The organism is Methylocystis sp., from assembly GCF_021731785.1.
Taxonomy (GTDB): Bacteria; Pseudomonadota; Alphaproteobacteria; order Rhizobiales; family Beijerinckiaceae; genus Methylocystis.
Genome location: NZ_JAKFWS010000032.1, coordinates 1 through 8,302, shown reverse-complemented (window position 1 = coordinate 8,302; position 8,302 = coordinate 1). Strand labels below are relative to the sequence as shown.

The 8,302-nt window shown below is 60.1% G+C and carries 8 protein-coding genes and 2 pseudogenes; 3 read left to right on the top strand and 7 right to left on the bottom strand.

The genetic code is table 11. The annotated features are described in order from the left end of the window. A pseudogene (locus QZ964_RS06660) lies at positions 1–2,024 on the top strand (hypothetical protein); the annotation flags it as partial. A 231-nt stretch (positions 2,025–2,255) separates the two neighbouring features. On the opposite strand, the pseudogene QZ964_RS21495 reads toward QZ964_RS06660, so the two are convergent. The 3 genes and pseudogenes from QZ964_RS21495 to QZ964_RS06650 all read right to left on the bottom strand — a co-directional run. Beyond that, a pseudogene (locus tag QZ964_RS21495) lies at positions 2,256–2,351 on the bottom strand (ArdC-like ssDNA-binding domain-containing protein); the annotation flags it as partial. 5 nt (positions 2,352–2,356) lie between these two features. Then, the gene (locus QZ964_RS06655) at positions 2,357–2,602 is read right to left on the bottom strand and encodes a hypothetical protein (RefSeq protein WP_292530180.1); all 246 of its coding nucleotides are present in this window, start codon (positions 2,600–2,602) and stop codon (positions 2,357–2,359) included. Positions 2,603–3,319: 717 nt separating this feature from the next. After that, positions 3,320–3,526, bottom strand: a complete 207-nt coding sequence (locus tag QZ964_RS06650) for a hypothetical protein (protein ID WP_292530178.1) — start codon at positions 3,524–3,526, stop codon at positions 3,320–3,322. Positions 3,527–3,768: 242 nt separating this feature from the next. Between QZ964_RS06650 and QZ964_RS06645 the strand changes: the two genes are divergently transcribed. After that, on the top strand, positions 3,769–4,395 hold the full coding sequence (locus QZ964_RS06645; protein WP_292530176.1) for an OmpA family protein: 627 nt from the start codon (positions 3,769–3,771) through the stop codon (positions 4,393–4,395). Positions 4,396–4,515: 120 nt separating this feature from the next. Here the strand turns inward: QZ964_RS06645 and QZ964_RS06640 are convergent, their stop codons facing one another. Then, positions 4,516–4,941, bottom strand: coding sequence for a hypothetical protein (locus QZ964_RS06640; RefSeq protein WP_292530174.1), 426 nt, complete (start codon positions 4,939–4,941; stop codon positions 4,516–4,518). Between the two features lie 81 nt (positions 4,942–5,022). Next, complete coding sequence (locus QZ964_RS06635; RefSeq protein ID WP_292530172.1) at positions 5,023–5,676, bottom strand: glutathione S-transferase family protein; 654 nt, start codon at positions 5,674–5,676, stop codon at positions 5,023–5,025. Positions 5,677–5,944: 268 nt separating this feature from the next. On the opposite strand from QZ964_RS06635, the gene QZ964_RS06630 reads away from it, so the two are divergent. After that, positions 5,945–6,202 carry a hypothetical protein gene (locus tag QZ964_RS06630; RefSeq protein ID WP_256036255.1) on the top strand — a complete coding sequence of 86 codons (258 nt, stop codon included), beginning with the start codon at positions 5,945–5,947 and terminating at the stop codon, positions 6,200–6,202. A gap of 119 nt (positions 6,203–6,321) precedes the next feature. On the opposite strand, the gene QZ964_RS06625 is transcribed toward QZ964_RS06630, so the two are convergent. Further along, the gene (locus QZ964_RS06625; RefSeq protein WP_292530170.1) at positions 6,322–7,272 is read right to left on the bottom strand and encodes a DUF5681 domain-containing protein; all 951 of its coding nucleotides are present in this window, start codon (positions 7,270–7,272) and stop codon (positions 6,322–6,324) included. 66 nt (positions 7,273–7,338) lie between these two features. Continuing rightward, the coding region (locus QZ964_RS06620; protein WP_292530169.1) for a site-specific DNA-methyltransferase at positions 7,339–8,302 on the bottom strand (964 nt) is incomplete at its 5' end.

Genomic DNA, 8,302 nt, shown 5'->3' with positions numbered 1-8,302 from the left:
GTCCTGGAGAAGGTCCTGGGCCTGGCCCCGGATTCGAGGAAGGCGGAATCGAGCTATGGTGGGATGGCGGTCCTCCGCCGCCGCCTCCGATTTGTCCGCCGGGCATGCATCTCGCGACCAACGCGCTGCAATGTTGTCCGCCTAACCAGATTCCCGGATTTACCGGCGGATGCCAGCCGATATGCCCGAACGGCGCCGCCGACCCGGTCTGCTGGCGGGGGTTCCAACCTGGACATGGGCCGGGCGCGACAGGGCCTGCGGATCCAGGAATCTGCTGGAATGGCGCGCCCGTAACAAAGCTCTGCATTCCGAACAATCTGGCTTGTAATAAATGCCCGAAGTCGCCGCTGAAAAATTGTCCGTCGGGTTTCAATTTGGTCACCGCGCCGCCGGGCGTCCCGAACGCTACTTGGTTGTGGAGCAATGCGACCTGCGTGGCCGCCGGCCCGCCTTGCCCGCCCGGCCAGCAGAGAGGCCTAGACGGTCTGTGCCATGCCGACATGTGTCCCGCTGGCCAGACCGCTTTTCCCGTGAACCGGTGCTGCTTGAACGGCACGGCGCCTAACGCCCATGGCCAATGTCCGGGCATTCTGGTTCCGCCGCTCTGGTTCCTCGATTACATCGCCACTGGAACGGGACCCTGCGTGCCGCCGAACTGCTCTCACTACGAGTTCACGATCACCGGTCGAGAGCGATTTGGTCGTGGAACGCTAATCCAGCGCATCACACTGCCGCCGGGCTCGGATTTTCCTGACGCGCGCGTCGTCAAGGGCGCGAAATATTGCCCGGCGTCCAGGTGGTCGTGTTCGAAGTCCGGCGACGGTTTCACTTGCAGCGCAGAAGATTGCGGGCTTGCGCCCGGCGATCAGGTGGTGGTGCGCCTTGAAGGCAGGGCGGCTCCCGAATTGACCGCGCCGCCATCCACTCCCGTCGAGAAGACCGCCTGTGGCGTGCTCGAATGGCAGGCGATGACCGGTCGTAGCCGCCGCCCGGCCGTCGAGCAACCCGCTGAAGTTGGGAAGGCCCTGACGCAGCAGCCCGAAACGCAGCAAGCAGGCGCGAGCCGCATCCTCACGCCCAGCAAGCGGGCGTGCTGGACCATCCGGATCGTCGACAAGGTGCCCGCCGCGCCGACTTGCGCGCGCGACTATGCGCCGACCGCAGAGGGGCAGTGCTGCATGCGCAGTCAACTAACTGCCGGCGGCGTGTGTTGTCCGGCCGGCCAACGGCCGGATGCACGTCGATCGGCCTGTGTCGCAGCGTGCGCCGGCGACCGTGTCTGGACCGGCTCGACCTGCGCCTGCCCGCAAGGCTCCGTGGAGCGCCGCGGCCGCTGCGTTAGCTTGGTCACGCCGGTGATTCCGCAACGCGCATGCGCCCCGGGCGAAACCGGCGTTTGGCCGCATTGCTGTCCGCCGGGTCGTTATTGGAATGGCCGGCAGTGCGTCCATCAGCCGACCACGCTGCCTTCTTGTCCCGCGGGAACCACGGGCAAATATCCAGACTGCCAGCCGATCATCGTGCGAGAGCCTTGCCCTTCAGGAACGGTCGGCCGTTGGCAGCCACATTGCCGGCCGATCGACGTGCGGCAGCCTTGTCCTCCAGGAACGGTCGGCCGTTGGCAGCCACACTGCCGACAGATCGTCGTGCGGCAGCCTTGCCCTCCGGGAACTGTCGGCCGTTGGCAGCCACATTGCCGGCCGATCGACGTGCGGCAGCCCTGTCCTCCGGGAACGATCGGCCGTTGGCAGCCACATTGCCGACGGATCATCGAGCCGCAGCCTTGTCCTCCGGGAATGATGGGCAGATACCCGCACTGTCGGCCGATCGTCCAGCCACGTTGTCCCCCGGGAACAATCGGTAGGCCTCCATACTGCCATCCGATTACGCGAGGGCCGACGCAGACATGGCAAACGCCGGGATGGAGGCCGCATCGACCACTGCCGCCGGGCGGGCCGACGCATAGGTCGCCGCCATCGGGATGGCCGGCGCATAGGGCGACGCCATTCGGGGGCCCTCACTGATTGAGCTGCGAGCGGCGCTCCGGCGCCGCCCAGCCCGCGATCCGGCGCTTCAGCGACAGCGTTCCTGTCGGCAAAAGCTTCGTGCGTTGGCTTTCGCGCCGTTGCACGGTGAGGGGCGTGATAGATCTTTCTCTTTATGCGTGGGGTCACAATGGCTAGAGCGCGCTGATCAAAAAATGCCGCAGCAGTGCGACTGACCGCGCCGCAGCCCGACATGATGCCGGCGCGGGCGCCGCCCTTCCACGGCTTTACCCAGGGCGCGGCGCGCTGTTCAAGCTCGGCGATGATGGTTCGGGTGACGGCTTGATACACGGCGGCGATTTTCATCGCCGTCACCCTTTGACAGAGTGGCCTCCGAGGGGGCGCGCTTTGATGGGGCGGGCTTTGGCGGCGGCATGCGACGCGTAGATGCGGCGCGGTGAGCCGTCGATGTCCTTACCGTCGCCCGATCCATCATCGCCGAGCCACTGTTGCAATATCGCGATGATCTCGCCATCGGAGACGCGCGATTGATCACGCTTCTTGCGGACATCAAACGCCCTGCGTTTGATCGGACTTGCTGGTGTGAAAGAACGCATGAGGTCTGCTCCTCGCTATCAGCGAACCGGGATCGGCGCGCTTAAACGCGAGGGGGGACCTGCCTAGTACATTGTACCGCCTGTCAGCACGCGCGAACGGGCGGTGGATCAAAATGTTCCGTCGGAATGTGATTAAATTTTTTTCATGACATTGTGCGAGCGACGCCACAGCGGGTTCACAATGCCTTGGTAGAAAGACTCATTCCTCGACGGCTCTCCGCCTGGCTCGCACGCAGCTCTTCTTTGCGGCGCAGCACACCGAGCAATGCGAGGTCAGCATCAAACGAAACAACATATATGGTCGCCATGAGCGGCCAAGGTGGAGTCATACCGATGATTACCCTTGAAGAATGCGCACAGTTCGCAGCGCTCGAAACAATCGAACTCTTCACGGGGGCTGTCCTTTCGGCGAGGCATCAATCGCTGCTATCGAGCTACCGTTTGAATTTGAAGCGCGGCCCTAGTGCCGTACGTAAGATGATTGTCTCTGACATTCGTGCGGCGATTGACTTGGGCGCGTCGAAATATGCGGCGGATCTCGTTCTCGTGCTTCGGATGTTTCTCTCCAAGCATACGGAAGCGAGAATTTCGCAGCAGACGCCTCGCATGAGCACCCGCGCGTATATGACATGCAGTGTCGCGCGCCGAATGGGGAGAGAGAGGCTGCTCAGCCTCTTGCACCGCTGAAGATCGGGCGGTTAGGCGTTGTTGTGAGGATTAGAACAGCATGCCAGCGCGATAGAGGAGCGAACCGACCCACAAAATGAGCGCCAGGTAATAGAGCACCCAGCCTCCGGCCGGCGGAAACCAGCGGGAAAGCGTGCGGAAGTTGTGCACGTACCACTGACTCCCGAATCTCACCATCATATTGGCGCTGATCGCGTCTATGAGGAGGATGTAGAAGATGATCGCTTTGACGTTCATAGTATCAACTCCCGCGCTCGCAGCTCTAGATAGAGCGTAGGCGCGATGCCGGCCGCTGAAGAAAACTCGGACGTGGCTTTTCCGAGCTGTCGGGACTGTTGAGATAGACGATGGGTACGCGGAGAAACGAAGAGCGCGAAGCCCGGAATACGGGCGTGCCGCGGGCGTGGGTGTGGACCCAGTACAGAGGAGAAGGCCTGCCATCCGAGGTAGAGTATGGGTCGGCAGCTGAAGAGGACCCGATGCTCTTCGAGGAAAAAGGCCTTCATCCCTTCGCGACGGCCCTGGGACTCGCGGCCGCCGTAGCGATCATCATGGTATTGGTGTGGCTGTTCACGCCTCAAGTTCTATCGAGCATCGGCTCTACTTCGAAGAAAAACGACCTTGAGTCTCAGTCCGTCCTTGGAGAGAATTCCTCCGAGGAGGTTCCAGCGACGCCGCCGAAAAGCGAAGCTGCTACCACTGCAAATCCAAAGAGTGTTGCGGCTCCAGACTTCGAGACCAAACTCCGCTCCTTCCTAGAACACGGGCCCGGGAAGGAAGCCTCGTTCGATCTCGGTCGGGTCGCGTTCGATCTGGGCGGAGCGACGCTTACAGCGACGGCGCACGAAGAGCTGCAACGACTTGCGGGGATATTGAGGGAATATCCGATGACGCACACTGTGATAGGCGTGCACAGTGATGTTGGTGGCAGCGCTAGCGAAATCGCGCGGCTGTCCGCGCACCGCGCCAAGACAGTCCAGAGAGAGTTGATGCACCTCGGTATCGGACATTCATTCGTTGCAGTGGCGGGCGAGGGGAGAGCCTCCCTGCGCGCATCGACAACTGCACGGCCAGGCTGTGTCTGGATCTACGTCAGGAAGAAATGATCGCCTTTAGGCTTCGCGTTCGATGAGCCGCGCACTTTGATATGAAGGGGGCGCAGCCCAGTCAGAACCCATGCCACACCGGCGACGCGGTTTCGGCTTCCGCGCTGCTGTTACCTCATCCTAAAATTGAGTTCTGACCCACGTGAACTCTGGATGTGCCGAGATGATGTGCTGCCACCAGGTAACGTCATCTCTCAATATTGGCGACCGGTCATTGAGTCTGATCTGAAAGGCTCTGGGTTGGCACTGTAGCGCATCCATGATCGCGCCCACCATCTGCGCGCCCATCCCGGGTCGCAGCGAGTTGATTTCTTCTATGTAAAGCTCCGGCGGATCAAACCTGTTGGTGAGCATCAGCGATATGCCCGACGCTTTGTCGTTACCCGCTGTAACGATTATTTCGCGCGAGGTCGAAGCGAAAATCTCCCAAAATCCGGGGCCGTAAGATTTCAATGTCACATACAGCTGCAGCCTCCGCAAATTTAAATAAATTGCGCTGGCAATCGTCTCGACCTGCTGGTCGTCGGGTCTTCCATCAGTGCTCATGCCAAGCAGAGATTCTAGGGTTAGGACCCATAAACTGAACGGAAACTCGGATGACGACTTCGAGCCCAGGACGGAACTCAATCAGCCGGCCGGTGGCTTGCCGGTATTAATTGCCAATTGCGCAGCGAAAGCCCGCTTGTAGGCGGGCCGCGCTTCGCCGCGGGCGACATAGGCAGTCAGGTTCGGGTATTCATCCAGAATACCCGACGATTTCAACCTGAGCAGCACCGACACCATCAACAGGTCGCCCGCGCTGAACCCACCATCGAGCCAGTCGGCACTGCCAAGGCGAGCGGAAAGTTGCTTCAACCGGTCGCGGACGCGATCCTCGACCAGAGGCAGGCGCTCCTCACTCCAGGGCTTATCGCCATCGAGAAGCCTGGCGGTTGCGAGTTCAAGGATCGCCGGCTCAACCGTGTTAAGCGCGGCAAACATCCATGTGATCGCGCGCGCCCGCGCATCGGCACCGTCCGGCAGCAGGCCCGCATGGCGCTCGGCGATATGGAAGACGATCGAACCTGTCTCGAACAGGGCGAGATCGCCTTCCTCATAGGTCGGAATCTGGCCGAAAGGATGAAGCGCCAGATGTGCGGGTTGCTTCATCGCTTCAAACGAAACAAGACGAACCTCGTAGGGTTGCCCGACTTCTTCAAGCGCCCAGCGAACGCGCGTATCACGCGCCAGTCCCTTGCCGCCATCGGGCGACCGCTCAAAGGCGGTAATGATGATGGTCACGGCGAGGCTCCTCCTGGCGAAAATCATCGGCTGCGGGGCTGACAAGCTGTCAAGGCAAACTCACCGAGATTGAAGACGGCTCCGTGCCGTGTCCGGTTTGTCCGCATGGCAGACTTGGCTGCTCTCCATACGTCGTCCAAAGAATCACCAGCGGCAGTGTCGCTCACATTACGGGAGAGCAGCAACCCTATGTATGTGACTGGGCGGCCGTTGTAAGTCGCCGTCAATGCCGGCGCGGTGCGAGAGTCGTCTGGGAAAGGAGTTGGAGATGGCAGACAGGAATAAAGTTGGCCTCGTAGGCGCAGCGCTTCTCGGCGGATGGCACCTCGTGTGGTCGATCCTTGTTGCGACCGGGATTGGCCAGACGCTGTATGACTTCATACTGTGGGCCCACATGATCCATCTCAACATCGTGATCGGGCCTTTCAGCTTAGCCGCATCCGCGACGCTCATCGTGGTGACGGCGATCTTCGGATATGTGATCGGGTACACTGGCGCGTGGCTATGGAATCGTGTGCACTCGTGAAAAAGTCACGCGATTCTCGCGCGCGACGACTCTGACCGCCGACCGCAGCCAGTGCACGCCATGTGCACGACTTTGAAAGCGCGCAGCGAGCCTTAAAGGAAATGCCTACTTGAGGCCTCTCAGTTGTTGTTAGCGTTGGCCGCCTTGAATCCGTCCACGACTGCGAGGGCGAATTCGAGCTTTGGAAATATTTTGCCGCGCGGGACGCGGAGGCCGGCGGCTATCCATGCGGCGCGGGTGGATTTAAGGAGTGTGCGCTTCGAGATATTCTGAAAGTACATAAGCTTCATTGTAATATGAGTATCGCTCAGTTGGAGTCTCTTTGGCAGCGTTAAGTTCAGAAGCGCCACAAATATTGTCGCTGCTTCAGCACATTGGCGTCCTTTCTCAGCCTCCTCTGGCGGCGCGCAACGTTCGTTGATCGCGGTTTGCATGATGAAGGCCTGCATGATCTTGATGCGTTCTTCTAGATCCTTGAGCTCCGCCTCAGTCGTGGGTCCTTTGAAGAGAGGCGGCTTCCCATATCGGATGACGATGTCGTCTGGGTGTGGAAGATGCATCGGTGGCGCGGCGCCCTTTGATTCAGCTTCCTTGATTTCTTCCCGGCATTTCTGCTGATAGGCCTCCCAAAATTCATTCTCAGCTTTGATCTCGATCGCCTTCTCTCGTTCGATCCGCTCATGTAACAAGGTCGATGTTCTCAGCGCATGAGGGTTGCCTTTGAGAGCCGCATTCTGCAACGCGCGAATAAGAGCCTGTTTCGCTGGAATGACAGAGACGCTATCGCCCTCACGGATCGTGACGCCGCGCTCGGCCTCTTCCAAAATCAATTCCTGTATGGGCTGTGGCTCAATCCGGGGATGAAACGGAGAGCTTGAAGTTTTCTTCGGCCTTCCTTTTGGATTGCCTGATTGCCCTTTTTGGAAACGCGTTGATTTTGGCGAGGTTGAAATCGGCTCGCCAAATGTAATTGCGCGCTTCAAACGATCCACCATTTCGTCGGAAAACAAGCGTTCCGACTGCTCAGATGGATCTTCGGTCGAAGATTTGTCGGCGCGACGCTTTGTCATGAGTCATGATTCTCGGGCAAGGAGCGCTTTATCATTTGGGGGTTCTTCGTCCGGACGCGATCGGGCTCAGTCGACGAGCGCTCCACGTTCCCGGCCCTGTCGATCTCGCCTCGTTCGAGACGTCATGCGCGCCCTTCCTGTCGATCGAGCGGTCGGCAATCGTTCGGCTGCAATGTCTTCGAAGCGTCGGGTCGTTTCCGCGTGCACGGCGGACTTGCCCGTTAGTCTCTCCCAGCGGGAGACGATGACGTCGCAATAGAGAGGGTCAAATTCGATAAGCTTCGCCCGTCGTCCGCATGTCTCCGCTGCAATCAGGGTCGAGCCGGAACCCCCGAAGATGTCCAGGACGATCTCCCCGCGCCGAGAGCAATCCTTGATGGCGTCGGCCACGAGCGCCACTGGTTTGACGGTCGGGTGCATCGACAATGCCTCGGAACGATCCGATCCAAGACTGCTCACGCCGGGATAGTCCCACACATTCGTGCGGTAGCGCCCCGTCTCGCCGAGACCAAAATTGTTGGTGTGGGGAGCGGTCCCGACTTTGAAGACGAAGATCAGTTCGTGCTTGGAACGATAGAAGCTGCCCATGCCGCCATTGGTCTTGTTCCAGATGCAGAGGTTCTTGAAGTCGGTGAAGGCGGCTTCACCTGCTTCCGTCATTTCACGGATGTGCCGCCAGTCCATGCAGGCGAACGCGATCGCCCCATCCTTACATACTGAAGCCGCGTTGGAGAGGGTTATGGTCAGGAACTTGGTGAAGGCCTCGCGGGACATCTCGCCCGAGGCCATGGCGAATTCCCGGTGGCTGTGGCGTCCGAGCCCGGTGACATTGCCGTCGATCTCGACATTGTAGGGCGGATCCGTGAAGATCAGATCGGCTTTCTCTGCGCCAAGCAGACGGGCGTAATCACGCTTCTCCCTCGCGTCGCCGCACAGCAGCCGGTGTTTTCCCAGGATCCAGAGATCGCCCAAGCGTGTTACAGCCGCTTCGGGTAAATCTGGGATGACGTCGAGCCCATCCGGCGTCTCG

What these genes read in the sequence shown, in the direction of transcription:
- QZ964_RS06655 (WP_292530180.1), bottom strand. Translation starts at nt 2,602, where the DNA reads ATGCGTTCTTTCACACCAGCAAGTCCGATCAAACGCAGGGCGTTTGAT.
- QZ964_RS06630 (WP_256036255.1), top strand. Translation starts at nt 5,945, where the DNA reads ATGGCAGACAGGAATAAAGTTGGCCTCGTAGGCGCAGCGCTTCTCGGC.
- QZ964_RS06650 (WP_292530178.1), bottom strand. Translation starts at nt 3,526, where the DNA reads ATGAACGTCAAAGCGATCATCTTCTACATCCTCCTCATAGACGCGATC.
- QZ964_RS06640 (WP_292530174.1), bottom strand. Translation starts at nt 4,941, where the DNA reads ATGAGCACTGATGGAAGACCCGACGACCAGCAGGTCGAGACGATTGCC.
- QZ964_RS06625 (WP_292530170.1), bottom strand. Translation starts at nt 7,272, where the DNA reads ATGACAAAGCGTCGCGCCGACAAATCTTCGACCGAAGATCCATCTGAG.
- QZ964_RS06645 (WP_292530176.1), top strand. Translation starts at nt 3,769, where the DNA reads ATGCTCTTCGAGGAAAAAGGCCTTCATCCCTTCGCGACGGCCCTGGGA.